The sequence below is a fragment of the Nostoc sp. genome, from assembly GCF_036917395.1.
Lineage (GTDB): Bacteria > Cyanobacteriota > Cyanobacteriia > Cyanobacteriales > Nostocaceae > Nostoc.
Genome location: NZ_JBALDI010000023.1, coordinates 1 through 16,202, shown reverse-complemented (window position 1 = coordinate 16,202; position 16,202 = coordinate 1). Strand labels below are relative to the sequence as shown.

Here is a 16,202-nt window from a genome sequence, read left to right as displayed (position 1 = left end):
CACAACTTAAATCTTTTTTACGCAGTTTTGCTCCAACTACAACAGAAATGGTTGATAAACTAATCTCAGTTGCACTCGACTTAATAAATCCTCTATATTTAAGAAACTGGTTTGCTAGTTGCTGCTACTGTACCTCATAACAGCCGTAAATGCTGTAACTTACTGTTGCGTAAGCTCCAGTAGGTTAAGTCTCCTTCATAGGGTGATTTATTTCCCTTGATCATGACGTGGGTATTTTCGGAGTAAGGAACTTTAGGAAACGCTTTTTCTATCAACTCAGTGGTAGATTCTTTCGTTAGCTTTGTCTCCTTGTTGAAAACTTTCCATGTTCTATTTCTGGTGTGCCAAAGTGAGAACCGTGACCCGTCCATCTTGCAGAACTTATGGTAATTTCTCCAACCTCTTAGTATTGGTGCGAGCTTTTCTGCTTTTACCTTAGAACCATAATTCGGGCAGTTAACGATGTTCTTTACCTTCTGTCGGAACTTTTTGTAGTTCTCCACTGAGGGAGTGCTTTTAGATTTTCCGTTACTTTGCACTATAAAGTGCCAGCCTAGAAAGTCAAATCCATCGGTCGTGGCGGTGATTTTGGTTTTTTTTGCACTTACTTTCATTCCTCGTGCTGCTAGGAAGTTGTCAATATTGGCAAGTATTTTTCCTTTATCATCTTCAAGTCTAAGTATTATTACCATATCGTCCACGTAGCGAATTGATGGTTCGACAATACTTGATGGAGGGGTTTTGTCCGTGATTCTGTAGCCGTGATCGTGGTATCTATGAATACTTTCAATCCCATTGAGAGCGATGTTAGCTAAAAGTGGACTCACCACGCCACCTTGCGGAGTTCCTTGTTCCGGGAAGTCCGGTTTAACCCAGGCTTTCAAGCATCGGAAGATACCTTGTTTTATGCTCCTGGGAGCAATTAAGTTATCCATAATAGTGGTGTGAGATATCCTGTCGAAGCGTTTTTCGATGTCAAGTTCGATAACTCTTTTATCTATTCCGTTGCAACTTGAACGAAGGTTGTTATACAGAAGTCTCTGAGCGTCGTGTGCCGAGCGACCCGTTCTAAACCCGTAACTGTGTGCATGGAAAGTTGCTTCGTGTGCTGGTTCTAAGGCATATTTGGCGAGGCATTGCCAACACCTATCGGCGATAGTTGGAATTTTAAGCATTCTGGTTGTCCCATCCTTTTTAGGGATTGGGATTTCCCGTAGTCCTTGATGATGCCAGTTACCTGCCGACTCTTTGAGTACTGCTTCGACCTAGAAACGTCCCGCAAAGTCGAGGGATTTGACCCCATCAATACCTGCTGTTTTCTTACCAGCGTTTAGCTGTGTTACTTGACGAATTACCAAAAACCTAGCTGCTTTGGATTTCAGAATAAGTTTCTGCAAAGACCGCGCTTTCCGCTTGTTTCCTGCTTGAACTGCTTTGAACACTCTCTTTTGTAGGTTGAATAGGTTGCGACGGAATTTCTTCCAGGGTAACTTCTTCCAAGATTCACTAGCCTCGTGAATGTGCCTAATCATACTTTTATCTATTAAATGCTGTGTGAATACCTTGCAGCAATTACACCGCATCCTACCCGACTTAAGGGGGTTCTGCGTCTCATCTCGCCTACTAGGGATTCGACTTTCCCTAAACTCTTAAATCGTTTTTATTCGTTCCCTCAGAGGATTGTTTTGTTCGGTTAGGTGTAGCCAATTTGACCATCAGAAACCCTAGATTTAAACAGCTATTGGCTTTATATGCTGTGGGTTTTTTTTATCTCTGATGAAGTCAGGGGTTTTAGTGATGCCCTGCTTAATAATAGGTCACTTTTCTAGGCTCAATTTCACCATAGGAACTCCCTGTTAGCACCAGTGTCTTTCCATCACGTGTGCCCTGTTCCCAGCTTCACCCTGTAAGAATTGAGCTTACTCAGTGTGGGCAGATAAGGAATCACGCATGAATCTTGCGGAAAGGGCTTACACCTTTATCACTCTGAGAGTTCAACTATTGAAAAAGGTTGACTTTTTTTTAATAGTTGGATTAGTTATGTACGGACTTGCACCGTGATTCACTAATCAACGAATCGCACAAAGCCCTCATACCATCGGCAGCAAGTCTGTACCGTACCCCGATTTTAAAATTTTATGATATTCCTCTACTCGCCAACGGTAAGAATACCAACGCAGAATTTTAGCAGTTATTTCCAGATCGGTGACTGGTTCTGTTGTCAGTAACATCCATTCTACAGGGGTTTCACCTTCTGGACAATCTACTTCTATGGCATAAACTTCAAGTGGATCTCGATTATCAAAACGGTAAGGAGTACGGAGATTAACTTGGCAAAATCGCACCTCTAATTTAGCTTTGCGAGCAGAACGCTTGCTGGTTTCTGGTAGTTCAATTTCTTGCCGTAATGAAATGGGTTGAGCTTCTAATTTGGCCCACAAGCGCTCACTGCTAGAGTCTAAACTCCGGTTTTGAGCGGCACGCACCAGAACGCCTGTATGCTCAAGTTCACGAACTTTATCAAAGACTTCTGCGATATCACCTTCACGGTCAAAAACATGAATCAGACGGGTAGACTTGCTAACACGGCTTTCTCCGGTAGTATAGCAATTGCCAAGGTGGTTAGGACAAACAGTATAATCTATGAGTAAAGTAATACTGGATACTGCTGAAGCCTTCAGCACAAAAACAGATCATGCCAAAACCCTACAGTTACGACTTACCTCAGAAGGTAATTCAGGCAATTGAGTTAGACGGGATGAAGAAGAGTGAAGCGGAGGAGAGTTTTTCAAATCAGTCGAAATACAATCAACCTTTGGCTTTAACCTGATCTTAATAAAATTGAGCCATGTTGGTCATGGTTGAAGAGTCGAATTCGTAAACAACTAATTCAATTTGACTGTCTTCGGAATGCTATGGAAGATGTGCTTCGCACAGCGTCCTAATCGCCTTGTCCGTTGCTATAAGTGCCTCTACCCACCGATAAGATTCTTTCTCTTCAAAGGGACGTTTTCGTGCTTCATTCCTAGCTGCCGTTTGGCGTTTTTTCTTCTGTTCTGCTGTCTCATTTTTTGGTGGCTTCTGTTTCGGCTCTCGATGCCAAACTTTTTGCCATAACATACCTAGTGATTGACCTGTTTGAGAATCTATTGCCAAAGCACTATGCAAGATTAGACCATTCCCACCCCTGCCAAGTAAACCATAACCTTCTGTTTTTGCTACAATCCTGTCATAATCCAGGAAGGTAGTGTCTCCAACACACAGCACTAAATCCTGTTCTGCAACTATTTCCGATGTCATTTGACAATGCGGCTCTATTAACTTGGCAAATTCTACTTTAGAATTGGTAAAAACTCATAGGCTCTTTTAAGAACTTTCCCTGTACTGAAGATTTCTGAGACTCCTTTGCCAAACCCTTCGCTTAATGCCTTACCAATCGACATTGTACGCTCGTTTAGTCTACGATCGCCTAAATCAGAAGTGGCAAAGTTTTTCTCCCACCAATCCAACATAACTTCTCATCCCTGATACCGTACTTGTACCTTTATACTGTATAATAATATGCATTATTTTAAATCCTTTGTGAGTAGGCTTTTCAAGACTTAACGGGAAAAGTCAGCCTGCAGAATGTGGGTTAGGTGTTGTATTAACTCAATATTTGGAGGAACTCGAAATATTAAGTCAATACTATATACATGTTCAATTGTTAATATTTTGTTTTATACACCAATTATTACATCTGATGCTTTGATAATTGCTTGTGCTTGTTTTCCTGGCTGAAGCTGAAGATTATCTACAGACTCCTTAGTGATAATTGCAGTTATCTCTATACCTGGTGCAATTTCTAGTGTAATTTCGCTATTAATAGCTCCAGTTTGAACTGCCTTTATAGTTCCTTTTAATGTATTACGAGCGCTAATTTCCATATTTTGGTACTCTTTAATAGTTAAACGTTTTGTTGGAATTTGGGATTGTACAAAAAGGTCGGTGAAGCAGCTTTTTACTAATGCTGGTTTCGTTCTCCTCAAACACTATTAAGTGCTTAACCAACTCGAAAAAACGCCGTTTATCAAAAATCCCTTGAATCAGTACTTCTAGTTCAGTTGCGCCCTTGGCAGGAAAGTTTTCATCATCAATCGTGTGCCAGGGTAAAAACTCCTCCCAGTCCGACGTTAATGTACCGATTCGAGCTCGATTTCCATAAATAATAACTAGGAATGTGTTGTAGGAAAACAGCTTTGGTATTTGTTGACAGTAGGTCTGAATTTGCTGATAACCTTCTTTGAAAGTGGGCTGTTGATCACTTGGCTGAATCGAGACAATAACCGCCAAGGGTAAACCGTTGATAAAGACGACTACATCAGGACAGTGAGCATGACTCCCCTCAATTACAGTCAAAGGATGAATAGCTAGCCAATCATTGTTCAGTAGATTAGACGGATCAATCAGCCACACTTTGTCATGAACTATTTCTTCGTTATACAGGTATTCAACTTTCACACCATTGGTCAAGAATTTATGAAAGCGACAGTTATTTTTTGGCAAGTCGGAACTTTCTGTATAAGTAACCTGATGGATAGCTGCGGCGATCGCCTCATCAGGTTTTGTAGAGTTAATTTTCTGCAAAGCGCTATGAAGGCGCTGATACAAAACCACATCACTATAACTGCTGCGCCTTATTTGATGCTTACCTAAAACAATGTCTGGCTCTAACAAAACTGTGTAGCCAATAACCTCGAACCAGGTAAGCAAAGATGGTGCGTAGGCGTAGCCCGCCGCAGGCATCGCAGATTGTGTGAAATCAAAACGGCGGCGAAGCTTTCTTGAAACACGACTCGTTTTAGCAGTTGTTTTTTTTAGCTGTGCTGGATTCATCAACAGTAGAAGACTTAATTTAAGTCAACGCAGAAGCTAGTGCCTAGTTACTGGCATCAGTTGGTATATTCACAGATGAAGTATACGGTTTGATAGTAACTATCAAAGCTGAAGTTGATCTGCAAGATTGTATCTTGTGCTACATATTACCAATAATATTGGTAATATTGTGATGAACAGTTAGAGTTAGCTCTGTTTAATGCTTAACCTTTGTTTCTTGCTCTAAAAACAGGTTGCCAATATCAAATAAAAGTTGCAGGCTACCTTGATAACCAACCTTGGTGAGCTGACCATGATCTAAGCGGTCAAAAATGGGAATCCCTTGTCGATAGAGAGGAATTTTTAAGCGTTGAGCGATCGCCACTCCATGAGAGTTGGTAATTAGCAAATCAGACCCAACCGCTAGTTGCTCAAAGTCTTCCAAATCGCCGATGGTAATGCTCTTAATCGGAAGTTTTTCCAGCAGAGGAAAGCGTGTTGTTGTCACTGCTGCGTGAATCTGAACTCCGAGCGATCGCATGAAAGAAACTGTTGACCAAAGTAAATCTGGTTCCAGCGCTAGAGAAACTCGCTTGCAACCAAAGTAAAAGTGATTCTCCAACATCACATGTTGTAGCTGACGGCGTTGACGGCGGTATTTCTTCGGTACGCTGACACCACTGATATCCGCCAATGCTTGCAGGAATTTATCTACTGCTGTTAGTCCCGTCAATTCACTAAATACCTCGTAAGGTATATTGAATCTCTTATCCAAAATTTGCGCTGCACTTCGCATACTCTCACCTAATGCTAAAGTGAATACAGAACTGCCAATTGAGCGCAACTGTGCCAAAGTACTGCCATTAGCTGTGATGGCAGTAGAAGAATCTTCTATATGACCATCTAGTGAGCCAGAAAGGTCAGGTACAACAATAGGTATAAGTCCAAAGGAAGTGACAATGTCTTTGATTTCCTGTACATCTCCTGGTGTGAAGGCAGAACTCGCCAAAATAGTGATTTGTGTAGGACAAGCGTCTTGCTTGGAGCTTTTTTGGGGGATTTCCCTGACTATACTCTCAACTGCACCAGCAAAGCCATCCTGTAATGTACCTTTAAAATCTGGTGTAGAGACAAGCACAATTGGTAAATAATCTAGTTCTGGGTGACGGTGGCGAATCTCCTTAACAAAGCGCCCCATGTCATCACCTCTGGTTTCCACCAGTCCAGTGCTACAAAGACCGATAATTTCTGGTTTGGATCTCTGTACCAAAGTCAAGATTGCTTGTTCAACTCTTTCCTCACCACCCAAAATGGTTGCAACTTCTGTCATTGCTGTACTGGAAAGGGGAATCGCCTGACGCAAATGCTGTACTAATACTGCCTTAGTTAAAGCAGTACAGCCTTGAGAACCATGTAATAAAGGCATCATTCCCTTCAACCCCAAAAAGGCTAAAACTGCACCCACAGTTTGGCTTTGCTTCAAGGGATTAACTGCAACTGATGTACTCGTAATGCTAATAATCGCCATCAAACGTCCTCCTCTAAAGAATTTCCTGCTTCCTCATCCTCTGACCACGGGGCTGGCTGGCATACTTGCTCCCACACAGGGTTGTAAAAAGCGGCATACAGTTCTTGTGTCACCTCTAAAATTCCTATGTAGCCTGCATAGGGATGGTTGCGTTCTTGATTAATGTCTAGAAATGGAATTTTAGCTGTGAGAGAGATATCTTGATGGCGTTTATCAGCAATTAACATATCAGCTTGATTTTCGTTAATTATCTGTAGGATTTCTTGAGGACTATTTTGTTCTATAATTATGCCATCCTGACCCAGTAAACTTTTAACTCTAATTCTATCCTCCTCAGTGTTATTCTTAGTAAGAATAGCAATAACTTCTATCCCCAATTTCTTAGCCGCAAAGATAATTAACCAACTCTTGAAATTTCCAATAGAAAGGATAATGCGCTTACCTTGCAATTGGGTGATATAAAGAGTGAGTTTCTCATCTATTGCAGCAGTTTCTTCTGCAATTAGTTTTTCTGTACGTTCTTGCAAATCAGGATGACCCAACTTTGCGGCAATGTTCCTTAAACACTGACTGATTTGCTCAATACCATAAATAGACTCTTCAATATAGGGAATACCATATTGTTTTTCCATTCTTTTTGCCACATTGATTAGTGCTTTGGAGGAGAGGATCACATTAAGCTTGGCACGATGGGCATAGCAAACTTCTTTGTAGACAGCATCACCCGTAATTTTTGCTACAACTCTGATACTTAATTTCTCCAATAACGGTAGAACATTCCATATTGCACCTGCAATATTGTGTTCACCAATTAGGTTAATGTCATAGGGTGTACTAGTATCTGGTTCAGCTGTTCCAATAACATGTGAAAGCATTGCTTCACCAGCAACACGGTTGCCCAAATTTTGGTTTCCAATGAATCCAGGGCAATGTACAGGGATAGTGGGTATTCCTGTTTTCTCAGTAGCATCTTTACAAACTCCCTCAATGTCATCCCCAATCAAAGCGGTGATACAAGTGGAGTAAACAAATACCGCCGCAGGTTTGTAGCGTCTTTGTAATTCTAAAATGCCTTTGTACAGCTTTTTGGCTCCACCGAAGATGATATCGTTCTCATCGATATCAGTGCTAAAGCGTATCTTGTACAACATCGAATCAGAGGAGAGACTGCTGTAACTTCCCCAAATACTGGCAGCACAGCCACTTGGCCCGTGGACTACATGAGCAGCATCAGTGATTGGTACTAGAGTAATCATTGCACTATCAAAAGCGCAACTCCCTTGGGTAGTTCCAGGTTGGGGTAATTGTGTGGAAGACTTTTTTTTCTTTTGCATCTGCTGCTGACGAGCATTTTCGGAATTTGAGTTACTGAGTGAATCGTTGGTTTTTTCTGGAGTGGGATTCATTTGTTTGGTGACAATAGGTAGAAGTTGTTAGGTATTAACTGAATGTCCCAAAGGCTTTTATAGGACTTTTCTTGATTTACTGTGTATCTAAAATATGGAATAAAAGGGAATGATAAAGAGAATTTACCATCCCCTAAAACATAAACAACCAACTAAATTAGAGAAGGAGAAAACAAAAACACGAACTAGACTATTAAAGTATTAATTTTCCCCTGTAGGTGTTAGTGTATTAGCGTTATGACTGTGAAGATGAAACACGTAGAAATCAAGATTAGCAATTCGATTACCTCCATTTTAAAGGATTGGTGAGAGAGTGGGCGAGAATCGCCCACTTAATATTTACTTTGTCTTTAGCACCTGAGTCTGAACAAAAACCTTACTTCTTCTAGCTACCGGAAACTATTTCTACATTTCCTTTTTTCAGTGCTTCTAGTGCTTCGCCTTGGGCGTCTTCTAGCTTCTTCTCACCATCTGCTTGAGCGTTTGCGACACCTATCAGTTTTGCAGCATTTTCTTCGCTTTCGAGAATACCAAATTCAATCAACAAATCTTCTAGTTCGTCCATTTCAATGGGTGTGGGAACGGCAAGATTTGTATTATTGATAATCTTGTCTGCTAATGTCCGGTATTGATTAGCTTGATTGCTATCGGGTGCGTACTCGTTGACAGTCATCCGGCGCAATTCTGCGTGTTGCACGATGTTGTCGCGGGGAACAAAGTGAATCATCTGAGTACTCAATCTGGCCGCCAATGTGCTAATCAGTTCGTCTTCTCTATCAGTATTACGACTGTTACAAATTAGACCTCCCAAACGCACGCCTCCAGTATGGGCGTACTTGAGAACACCGCGAGAGATGTTATTAGCAGCAAACATCGCCATCATTTCACCGGAGGTAACGATGTAAATTTCTTGGGCTTTACCTTCACGGATTGGCATCGCAAAACCACCGCATACAACGTCGCCTAATACGTCGTAAGATACGAAATCTACGTCTGAGTAAGCGCCGTTTTCTTCCAAGAAGTTGATGGCGGTAATGATACCGCGACCGGCACAACCTACACCAGGTTCAGGACCACCAGATTCCACGCATTTGATATCTCGGAAACCATTGATAACTACTTCTTCAAGTTCGATATCTTCCACAGCACCTCGTTCAGCAGCGAGGTGCAACACGGTGGTTTGAGCTTTACAGTGCAGAATCAAACGGGTAGAGTCAGCTTTCGGGTCGCATCCCACAATCAAAATCCGCTTACCCACTTCTGCCATAGCAGCAAGGGTATTTTGGGAAGTGGTAGATTTACCAATACCACCTTTACCGTAAAAAGCAATCTGTCTAATTTTTTCGTCGGACATGATAATTTATCCTGCAATTGTTTGTTTGGTCTGTCGCTTTATCAGCGATGGCACTGTCAAGTTACAGCAGTGACCATATGTAGAACGTCGTTTGAGGCGTTGGCACTAAGTGCCAACGGAGGTGCTCGTTCTACAGCGAAAAGAGTCCGAATCCAGAACATATTCAAGTTTTGGTCAGTTTTCGTTGGTCATTAGTCATTGTTTTTTTTGACTAATAGCTAAAGCAATAAGACATCACTCAAGGAATATTGCAAGTATTACCATCCGCTCACTCAAATGATTTTTGTGGAGGTAGTAATACCAATTGGAAAAAAGAAAGCTACAGATTCCAAGCTGGAAACCCAAATTTAATTTGAATTTCTTAATTACGAATTACGTTAGCGTAGCGGTAGCGAGTCCGTGTACGCCTACAGGAATCTTGCTAGCAAGAGCGTCTTGTAGAAAGCATCATTACGAATTCCGAATTCCCAATTCCGAATTTAGCATTATCAGTTGTTGTAATCGCCTGAAGGTTGCTCATACCTAAAGAGTAGTTGCAGCAGGAATTTAAATTTACGCCAACTTTTCCTTTAACCACACAACCAACTAAGCATTGCAATCCACTCTAAACAGTCGCTACAACTTCTCCGATTTTGCTGATATCGTAACCGCCGAGAATTTCAAATTGTGAGTGAACCAAGCGATGTCCTAAAGTACTAAGCAACTGCTGTACTGGTGCTTCTTCTAAATATTCCTTGAGAATCACTAAATCGTATCTTGATTGATGTAAGGGAACAAATCCCAGCCCAAAGGCGGTAGCTATAGATGCCGTACTAATACCTGCATCCACAACTCCTAATCCTACAGCTTGGGCAACATCTTGGTGATTTTTGACAATATGGTCAAAGCCTTGGACAGCATGGAACGGTATCTGCTGCTCTTGCAGTGTTTGTTCCAAAAGCATACGACTACCGGAACCTATTTCGCGGTTGACAATAGTCGCTCCCCCTTGTACTAAGTCGCCAACTGTTTTGATTCCCCTTGGGTTACCAGACTTTACCAAAAGTCCCTCCTCCCATACACCAAGGGTAATCAGAACTGCTTCCCTCCCAGCCAGAACATTTCGAACAAAGGGAGTGTTATACTCACCAGTCTCAGAATCATACAAGTGCATCCCGGCAATGTGCGCTTCACCTTGGCACAGACTATATAATGCAGCCATGCTGTTGGCGAAGTTAAATTGGACTCGCAGTTGGGGATGCCAACGTTCAGTTGCTCTGGCCCATAGTGAAATCACAGGCGCACAGCCAGCAATCACAATTGTGTTGTGAAGGGTATCCAGATTATCGTCTAGAAGCCGCACTTGAACTTTATCTGTACCTATGCGGCTTTTATCCTCACCCGCCAGATACCTTGCGGGAACCCCGGCAACTGCTTCACCGTCGGCCGGAATCATATCTTGGCGAAAAGCATCTTTGCCAATCAAGGGATAAGCTATCCATTGTCCTCCTACGCGAGCCAGACTGACTCGTAGCGGCTGACCATAGGCAACAGGCTTGGCAAGAACGGCTTCAATTTTAGGCAAATCCCGCTCTAACCAGAATAGATCCTCAACTTGACAGCCAAGCGCTTTGGCCAAACGAAGTGTTATGGCAACTGAGGGAGCATATTGTCCCGACTCTACACCACTAATAGTCTGACGAGTAACACTAGCGATGTTAGCCAAATCTTGTTGGCTCATGCCTAAGCGAGTTCTAATCGACTTCAAGTTATTACGGAGATCACTATCCTGCTTCATTGGCTTTGTCTGTTAATTTAAAAAAGCCGTAGCGGATTTAAACGTTGCATCTGCCAAGGCAAAAGTGTGGTCTTTGAGTTTACATTATTTCTCTCTGAAGACTTCTTGTGCTTTCGCTTTCCTGATTCCCCATATAAAAAGACTATCACAGAAATTGCCAATTTGCTTGCCTAGCGCAAATTATTTTTGCGGGTGGTTACTTTTTAGTATAATGGCTCAAAAGCTCCAAATTCCAAAGCAATGGAACAGTTAAGGCAAAGTCTCACGATGGAAGTGAAAAATCGAAGTTGAATAATTAGCAACTGACATTGGTAGAGTTATTAATAGAGTCAGATATAAAGAACATAAACATTGAGCTTGTGCCATATTATTAAACATATTATCCCGGTATAAATTGAGTGAAAAATTACGAGCGAGTACAAATATTTGGGTCAGAGGGGTAGTGCGAATTCTGGATGCATCTTCACCTTGGGTAACGTCACGGACGTAGTGGACTTTATTTTCAACACGCCAATATCCTCTAATTCGTTCAGCTATTTCTTGAGCAGTTTCACTTAACGATGAAATCTAATAACGAGTTTCATTCGTTACTTCAATGACATTATGTGTGAAAACCCTCAAAGGTCCGATTTGACTTGAATCAAAGTGGTAAGTCCGGGCCAAGGGTGAATATCATCAAGATTTTGACAAATACTCACATGACGTTTTTCGACTCGACCATGCCCTTTATTTATCTGCTGATAAGTAGAAACTGGCGTTAAAATTCTTTTTCACATCTTTAAATAAACCTAACTGATTACCTTTGAAAGCACCGATATAATCATTCCCAATTTCTCCAATCAACTCGCAAGTTTTTTTTGAGTATTAATTGCATCAAATGCAAAGACAACTCCGAAGAAGAGCAAGTTTTTCAATTAATTCGGGCAAAGCAATAAGATCGTTGCTTTTGGCATCAACTTCACTTTCTTTCTAAAATTGCTCCCCGCTCTACAAGGTAAGCGCTGACCAACATAATTGCGCTTATGAGAATCAGAATGCGGATTATCATTTTCAACTTGATATGAGTGCTTGAGGACTTTACCATCCATAGCTACAGTTTCCCGAAGGACTAGTTTTATGTCAAAGAAATTCGTCAGGTATACTGAATATTGCTTATTATTTATGTATAATAAAGTACGATGCACTGGATTGTAATTCGTTGACGTGCGGACACAAATAATTTTTTTGCGCCAGCCTGGTCAGATTCATACGCTCTTGGTAACTACGACCATCAGTACCAATCCAAGAGTGTCAACGAGAAAATGCCGTTTACGTCCCTTGACCCGCTTGCCTGAATCAAAACCAACCGCTTTTGACACCATCGTTCCAATCTCTATCGATTGGCGATCAATTATTGCTGCACTTGGGTTGGGTTCACGGTCTTCGACAACACGTACCCACTGCTGAAGTAAATGGATCATCTTCTCCCATGTCCCATCCAAGCGCCATTTGCGGAAGTAATAATACATCGTCTGCCAGTTGGGAAAGTTGTGAGGCATCATTCGCCACGCACAACCCGTGCAAAGGATGTATTTGATGGCATTAATTACTGCACGTAGGTCAACACAACGAGGACGGCACGCTGGATTTTTTAAAGGGATGAGGGTCGAGAGTAATTCTCATTGTTCCGAAGTGAGGTCACTTGGGTATGATTTAGACATGGCTCTAGTAACGCTGTCACATTTTTATCTACTGACAGAATACCGTTACTGGAGCCTTTTTTGACTTGACAAACATCCTCTCAATCAAGAGTAGATTATGTGTTTGGTTTATCAAAAAACAGTCGGCTCATGAAGGTAGGAGCCATCTACGCTATTATCAGCAATCTGAGCGAAGTTTTTTGCGTAGGCGTAGCCCGCCGCAGGCATCGCTTTCTCCCGTAATCCTCTTAAATACATGTTGAAACTTTGGTGTTGTACTTACCGCCAGAACAAAAGCACCACTTTTTGGTGGCTTATCTTCAGGTGGGTTCCAATCCCCATCTGCAAAACTCCCTGTGCATTTCAGATATAGTAACTTATGAAGCTATTTTGAGAGAACTATGCACTTAAGTGATATTTACCGTATTCTATAAAGTGGACTAATTAAGTAGTGCCAATTTTTATACAGAGATTTTTCTTTACATGAAGAACACTGATGAAACGCTTGAATTTTTTACAACAGTCCCAAAAATTTACAAAATTATCAGAACAAAAAACTCCTGTGTTGTCGCAACAGGAGCCAACTAATACTTCTACTGAATCGAACAATCCTCTCAACAAAAAATTATCACCTTCTTGGGTTCGGTATCTGCTACTGCTTACAGGATCGGGAGTATTGTTGAGTATTGTTGCAATTTATTTAGGAAATTATGCTTATCGTCAATGGCAATACACGCAAAAATATCTACAAACTGATAATGCTCATGTCACCGCAGAGATCAACCCTGTAACTACTCGTGTATCAGGAATAGTCACTGAAATTACATTTAATGATAATCAAATGGTATCTCCGGGCATGATATTAGTTAAACTTGACAAAAGCAACTATCAATTATCTTTGGCACAGGCAAAAACATCTCTAGAATTAGCTAAACAGCAAGCAGCATTCGCACGAGAAAAAATTCTCAAAATTGTTATTGATACTCCAGAATCACAGCCAGTTCTAAAAAATAAAAATGCTCAAATAGAACAAAAAGCTTTGATTAAAAAAAGAGCTTTACAAGCACAAATCCTGAATCAGCAAAAGAAGCTAAATGAGCAACAATATAAGATAGCGTTGGCTAATTTTACTCAAAAGCAGGTAGAGGTAAAAAAAGCGGAACTGGAGTTGGAATACACTAACGTTGCTACTGTGGTTGGTGGACTAGTTGGCAATAAAAATGTCCAAGTAGGACAGCAGGTGATTCCAGGGCAAACTCTCTTATCAATAATGCAGCCACGTCCTTGGATTATTGCCTATTTCCCAGAAAAGCAGTTAGAAAAGATACAGCCACAGCAAAAGGTGAAAATTACAGTCTCAGCCTTTGCTAATCGGCAGTTTCAAGGCAAGGTAGATAGTATCGCTTTCATGCCACAAGCTAATCTTACGAGTAATTCAGCTTCTAGTAATTTATCATATCAAATTCCTGTCAAGATTGTGTTTGATGGGTCAAGTATTCAAGGTTATGAATCCCGACTTAATCCGGGAATGTCAGCAATTGTAAAGGTTGAAACTAAATAAAACTTATTGAAATTACTTCTCAATAAGTTTTTTTAATTTCTTTAGCACTTCAAATTCCAAAAAATGGTTACATTAGGTGATTACCCACTCTTGCGTACCGTCCCTTGGGCGTCTTTGCTAAAAGAAGGCAATCACTCAGAGGTTTGCATCTTGCCCAAGACAGCTCAAAAAGCTTAAAATTGCTCCAGTTATTAGAGAAAACTCAGGTTTGGAGTATTTGCACGAGTGCTTGTAACATTATTCAGCGTTGCAGACTGTGATCAAGAAACTAAGTAGTGAAATTTAGGCAGTGGGGAATTCCTTGTTTAGATGGGAAATTGGTTAATTAGAATGAGTAGCAGGTGCGATCAAGAAGTTGCTTATTTTATACTTGTTCTAATACTACGCTTGCTTTGTTACTCCTAAGTTGGTGTTTTGCTGAGAGAAATTTGCTAACTCTGATGCTAAGGTTTCTTCTAATACATTTATAATTGCGTGCGGATCAGTAGGAGACTTCATCATTTCGGCCTCAGGGTCAGAGCGATTTTTGACATTAGGAATATCCTGGCGTAATTCCTCAATCAAACCGATAAGTTTAGCGATTTTTTGCTCAGAAAGCAGGTTGAGTTGAAGGCTAAGTTGCCCCCGTTGCTCTGCTAACTTTTCTTGTCGCTCTTGTTTAATCAACACCCCTATCGTTGCTGGTAACGATTACAATGGGAGAGTAATTTGCTTTTACTTCTTCCCCTTTTTGTTCACTTGTATTACTTTTATCATCTTTGAAATCAAACAGATACACGTACAACTAGGAAGATACACCCCAAATTCTAATTTTGGAATCATCAGTACCACTAACTAAAATTTTGGCATGAGGACTGAAAACAAGAGAATTTACCAAACATTTGAGGTTCAAGGGTCTGTATCAGTTCTCCCGTTTGATAATTCCAAATTCGGATTGTATTATCTTCGCCTCCACTGGCGATAATTTTTGCTGTTAGACTAAATGTGATCGCATTCACAGAAGCTGTGTGTCCAGTAAGAATACGTATCTCCTCTCCAGTACTTGTGTTCCATAGCTTGATTGGTGGATTAGAAACACCATTATCACCGACACTTGGACTTCCACTAGCAATGATTTGTTCATCAGGGCTAACTATTTCGCCAAACGAGTTATAAATTTCTGGTGCGTTGCTTTTCAGGTCATTTAATAGAGCGATCGCACTCGTTCTTGCATTACGTAAATACCTTTGTTGGGTATTTGGTTCTACTAACATACCACCGCTATGGTGAATACCAACCACCTGGAAATCATCATCGAAAACAGGCGACGCCGATGAACCTGGTTCTGTACTAGTAGTATATTGCAATACTTGATTATCGGCGTAAACAACAAAGTTATTCTGTATGGAGATTTTCTTCAAATGACCGCCAGGATGCTGAATAATTGCTACGCGGTCATCTTGCCGCATTAATTTACTTTTGAAGATTAAGGGTTTGCCGAAGTCGGGTACTTCTTTGAGGGTTAGTACTGTATAGTCCAGTTGTTCGTTAGTGTAAAAAACACCATTCGGTGAAGCCCCAATAATCTGTGTTGGGCATTCTTTACCGTTGATATCCAGTTGATAGTTGAAGCTAAAATTACTTTTTTCTACTACTTCTTGAGTTTTAATGACGTGATTGTTCGTCATTAGTAAATTAGGTGCGATCATAAACCCTGTACTCAGAAAAGCAGTCTTCTCGTTTTTCTGAAGAATTTTCTCCTTGATTTATGCTTTTCAAGCGTGCCATTCCATTTATACCCCTTGAGAAAATCTCTCCTAGCGAACTATTAGTGCAACTAAAGGAGATTAGCGAGTAACGCGATTTTGTGAGGTCATATCATGTCCGCTTGATTACTTATAAAACCCCAAGAACCCCACCCCGCCAAAGCTACGCTTTGTCTCCCCTCCCGAAGAGCGGGGAAGGGCTGGGGGTGGGATAGAAATACTATTCGTAAAGGGATTAAAGAATTAACTAATGGGATTACTTGTGTAAATAATATCAGCGCGAAGGGGCGTTATAAGG

The 16,202-nt window shown here is 41.1% G+C and carries 12 protein-coding genes and 4 pseudogenes; 2 read left to right on the top strand and 14 right to left on the bottom strand.

The genetic code is table 11. The features are described 5' to 3' along the window. Positions 1-155: 155 nt before the first annotated feature. Positions 156-1,532, bottom strand: a pseudogene (locus V7K46_RS10070) (reverse transcriptase domain-containing protein); the annotation flags it as partial. 550 nt (positions 1,533-2,082) lie between these two features. Continuing rightward, a pseudogene (locus tag V7K46_RS10065) lies at positions 2,083-2,594 on the bottom strand (hypothetical protein); the annotation flags it as partial. Between the two features lie 101 nt (positions 2,595-2,695). Here V7K46_RS10065 and V7K46_RS10060 point away from each other — a divergent pair. Beyond that, a pseudogene (locus tag V7K46_RS10060) lies at positions 2,696-2,822 on the top strand (IS630 transposase-related protein); the annotation flags it as partial. A gap of 91 nt (positions 2,823-2,913) precedes the next feature. Here V7K46_RS10060 and V7K46_RS10050 read toward each other — a convergent pair. From V7K46_RS10050 to V7K46_RS10010, 9 genes and pseudogenes are all read right to left on the bottom strand, one after another. After that, positions 2,914-3,300, bottom strand: a complete 387-nt coding sequence (locus V7K46_RS10050) for a hypothetical protein (protein ID WP_335112630.1) — start codon at positions 3,298-3,300, stop codon at positions 2,914-2,916. A gap of 32 nt (positions 3,301-3,332) precedes the next feature. Further along, positions 3,333-3,512 carry an IS4/Tn5 family transposase DNA-binding protein gene (locus V7K46_RS10045; protein ID WP_335112628.1) on the bottom strand — a complete coding sequence of 60 codons (180 nt, stop codon included), beginning with the start codon at positions 3,510-3,512 and terminating at the stop codon, positions 3,333-3,335. A 207-nt stretch (positions 3,513-3,719) separates the two neighbouring features. Continuing rightward, on the bottom strand, positions 3,720-3,926 hold the full coding sequence (locus V7K46_RS10040; RefSeq protein ID WP_273770755.1) for a TOBE domain-containing protein: 207 nt from the start codon (positions 3,924-3,926) through the stop codon (positions 3,720-3,722). Between the two features lie 13 nt (positions 3,927-3,939). Continuing rightward, positions 3,940-4,785 (bottom strand): type I restriction endonuclease, encoded by an 846-nt coding sequence (locus tag V7K46_RS10035; RefSeq protein ID WP_335112626.1) that lies wholly within the window; start codon positions 4,783-4,785, stop codon positions 3,940-3,942. Between the two features lie 286 nt (positions 4,786-5,071). Further along, on the bottom strand, positions 5,072-6,382 hold the full coding sequence (nifN, locus tag V7K46_RS10030; RefSeq protein WP_335112624.1) for a nitrogenase iron-molybdenum cofactor biosynthesis protein NifN: 1,311 nt from the start codon (positions 6,380-6,382) through the stop codon (positions 5,072-5,074). After that, positions 6,382-7,788 carry a nitrogenase iron-molybdenum cofactor biosynthesis protein NifE gene (gene nifE, locus V7K46_RS10025; RefSeq protein WP_335112622.1) on the bottom strand — a complete coding sequence of 469 codons (1,407 nt, stop codon included), beginning with the start codon at positions 7,786-7,788 and terminating at the stop codon, positions 6,382-6,384. The genes nifN and nifE overlap by 1 nt, the downstream gene beginning before the upstream one ends. A gap of 385 nt (positions 7,789-8,173) precedes the next feature. Continuing rightward, positions 8,174-9,142, bottom strand: coding sequence for a nitrogenase iron protein (nifH, locus tag V7K46_RS10020; RefSeq protein ID WP_335112620.1), 969 nt, complete (start codon positions 9,140-9,142; stop codon positions 8,174-8,176). A gap of 604 nt (positions 9,143-9,746) precedes the next feature. Beyond that, positions 9,747-10,919 (bottom strand): substrate-binding domain-containing protein, encoded by a 1,173-nt coding sequence (locus V7K46_RS10015; RefSeq protein ID WP_335112618.1) that lies wholly within the window; start codon positions 10,917-10,919, stop codon positions 9,747-9,749. A gap of 1,244 nt (positions 10,920-12,163) precedes the next feature. Then, positions 12,164-12,562, bottom strand: a pseudogene (locus V7K46_RS10010) (transposase); the annotation flags it as partial. Positions 12,563-13,094: 532 nt separating this feature from the next. Here V7K46_RS10010 and V7K46_RS10005 point away from each other — a divergent pair. Beyond that, positions 13,095-14,159 carry an HlyD family secretion protein gene (locus V7K46_RS10005; RefSeq protein WP_335112617.1) on the top strand — a complete coding sequence of 355 codons (1,065 nt, stop codon included), beginning with the start codon at positions 13,095-13,097 and terminating at the stop codon, positions 14,157-14,159. A gap of 381 nt (positions 14,160-14,540) precedes the next feature. On the opposite strand, the gene V7K46_RS10000 is transcribed toward V7K46_RS10005, so the two are convergent. The 3 genes from V7K46_RS10000 to V7K46_RS09995 form a co-directional block, all read right to left on the bottom strand. Further along, the gene (locus V7K46_RS10000; protein WP_335112615.1) at positions 14,541-14,828 is read right to left on the bottom strand and encodes a DUF1003 domain-containing protein; all 288 of its coding nucleotides are present in this window, start codon (positions 14,826-14,828) and stop codon (positions 14,541-14,543) included. Positions 14,829-14,943: 115 nt separating this feature from the next. After that, a complete protein-coding gene (locus V7K46_RS32000; protein WP_442939822.1) occupies positions 14,944-15,000 on the bottom strand; it encodes a hypothetical protein in 57 nt (18 codons plus the stop codon). Next, positions 14,990-15,847, bottom strand: coding sequence for a trypsin-like peptidase domain-containing protein (locus tag V7K46_RS09995; protein WP_335112613.1), 858 nt, complete (start codon positions 15,845-15,847; stop codon positions 14,990-14,992). The genes V7K46_RS32000 and V7K46_RS09995 overlap by 11 nt, the downstream gene beginning before the upstream one ends. Positions 15,848-16,202: the final 355 nt, after the last annotated feature.

Bases quoted from the DNA above. Each gene is read 5' to 3' on its own strand.
- V7K46_RS10035 (WP_335112626.1), bottom strand. From the start codon at position 4,785: ATGCCTGCGGCGGGCTACGCCTACGCACCATCTTTGCTTACCTGGTTC.
- V7K46_RS10045 (WP_335112628.1), bottom strand. From the start codon at position 3,512: ATGTTGGATTGGTGGGAGAAAAACTTTGCCACTTCTGATTTAGGCGAT.
- nifE (WP_335112622.1), bottom strand. From the start codon at position 7,788: ATGAATCCCACTCCAGAAAAAACCAACGATTCACTCAGTAACTCAAAT.
- nifH (WP_335112620.1), bottom strand. From the start codon at position 9,142: ATGTCCGACGAAAAAATTAGACAGATTGCTTTTTACGGTAAAGGTGGT.
- nifN (WP_335112624.1), bottom strand. From the start codon at position 6,382: ATGGCGATTATTAGCATTACGAGTACATCAGTTGCAGTTAATCCCTTG.
- V7K46_RS09995 (WP_335112613.1), bottom strand. From the start codon at position 15,847: ATGATCGCACCTAATTTACTAATGACGAACAATCACGTCATTAAAACT.
- V7K46_RS10005 (WP_335112617.1), top strand. From the start codon at position 13,095: ATGAAACGCTTGAATTTTTTACAACAGTCCCAAAAATTTACAAAATTA.
- V7K46_RS10050 (WP_335112630.1), bottom strand. From the start codon at position 3,300: ATGACATCGGAAATAGTTGCAGAACAGGATTTAGTGCTGTGTGTTGGA.
- V7K46_RS10015 (WP_335112618.1), bottom strand. From the start codon at position 10,919: ATGAAGCAGGATAGTGATCTCCGTAATAACTTGAAGTCGATTAGAACT.
- V7K46_RS10040 (WP_273770755.1), bottom strand. From the start codon at position 3,926: ATGGAAATTAGCGCTCGTAATACATTAAAAGGAACTATAAAGGCAGTT.